This is a genomic window from Rhodanobacter denitrificans (assembly GCF_003335105.1).
In the GTDB taxonomy this organism is placed as follows: Bacteria; Pseudomonadota; Gammaproteobacteria; order Xanthomonadales; family Rhodanobacteraceae; genus Rhodanobacter; species Rhodanobacter denitrificans_A.
The window spans coordinates 1-1,447 of record NZ_QFWQ01000015.1 but is presented as its reverse complement, the minus strand read 5'-3'; the positions used below and the strand labels follow the sequence as shown (position 1 = coordinate 1,447).

At 64.1% G+C, this 1,447-nt stretch carries 1 protein-coding gene; it reads left to right on the top strand.

Translation table 11 applies throughout. From position 1 onward, the window contains the following. Positions 1-173: 173 nt before the first annotated feature. Positions 174-1,330 (top strand): IS3 family transposase gene (locus DEO45_RS16295; protein ID WP_114345874.1). Its coding sequence is split into 2 segments (ribosomal slippage): positions 174-423 and positions 423-1,330, totalling 1,158 coding nucleotides; the frame shifts between segments, so codons are not numbered across the junction. Positions 1,331-1,447: the final 117 nt, after the last annotated feature.

The window sequence follows — 1,447 nt, the reverse complement described above, 5'->3', positions numbered from 1 at the left end:
CGCCAGGCGGCGCGGCTGTTCGACCGCGCCAGCCTGTATCCGTTGGCGCTGCTGGCGATTGTCACGGTGTTCGTGTTGATTCATTGAGGCGTCGCGGCGGTTTTAGCGGCGGGGTTCTACCCCGATTCTGCGGACACTTTCACTAAGCCCCATACTGGGCCAGAGGAGTGTCCATGTCCAAGCGCAAGCGTTACAGCCCTGAATACAAACGGGAGATCGTCGAACTGGTTCGGCGGTCGAAGTCGAGTTGCCGCCAGGTCGCCCTGGAGGTCGGCGTCAATCCGAACATGCTGACCCGGTGGGTGCGGGAGGCCGAGGCGGGAGGTGGCAAAGCTTTCCCCGGAGGCGGCACCCCGCGTGACGAGGAGCTCGCTCGGCTCAAGCGCGAACTGACGCGCGTGACCAAGGAACGGGATTTTTTAAAAGACGCGGCAGCGTACTTCGCGAAGCAATCACCGAACGGTACGCGGTGATTGAGCGCTGCCGCAGCGACTATCCCGTCGGGATGATGTGCCGCTGCCTTGAAGTTTCAACGAGTGGTTTCTACGCTTGGGTCGGGCGCAAGCCGGGCCCGCGTGCGCGGGCCAACGCGGGCCTGCTGGAGCGCATCCGGGAGATCCACGAGGACAGCAAGGGCGTCATCGGCGCCCCACGCATGCGAGAGGACCTGGTCGATGAGGGCATGCATGCCAGCGTCAATCGGGTGGCTCGACTGATGGCCCGCGCTGGCCTGCAGGGCTGGCCACGGCGAACCCGGCGCCGTTTTGGCGGCAAGCCGGGCGCCCGGCCCGTGGGGATCGAGAACCGGCTGGAACGGGACTTCCACGCCAACGAGCCGGAGACCAAGTGGGTCACGGACATCACCGAGATCGTGACGCAGGAAGGCAAGCTGTACCTGTGCGTCGTGGTCGATCTGTACAGCAAGCTGGTGGTGGGTTGGTCGATGCATCACCGCCAGGATCGCCACATGGTGGTGCGGGCGGTGCAAATGGCGGTGTGGCAGCGGCAAGGCAGCTCGGAGGTCATCCTGCACTCCGATCGCGGTGGCCAGTTCATCAGCGGCACGTATCAGAAGTTCCTGGGCGGGAATGCCCTGGTGAGCAGCATGAGTGCGGTTGGCCACTGCGCCGACAACGCGGCGTGCGAGGGCTTCTTCGGGATGCTCAAACGAGAGCGGGTGCACCATCGCTGCTACCGGACTCGCGACGAGGCGCGGGCCGATCTGTTCGATTACCTTGAGCGGTTCCACAACCCGCGCATGCGTCGTAGAGTTGCCCGGCGCGACCGGGAGTTTTCAGCCTTAATCAAACCGTCCGTGGAAACGGGGTAGAACCCGGTGCCGAATGCACAGTCACAAGATACGACTGTCCTCCGCCATCACTGGGTCAACTTGGACTCGCGTACACCGGCGTGGCCCTTTTTCGCATCGACGGCATGCAGTGCCGAG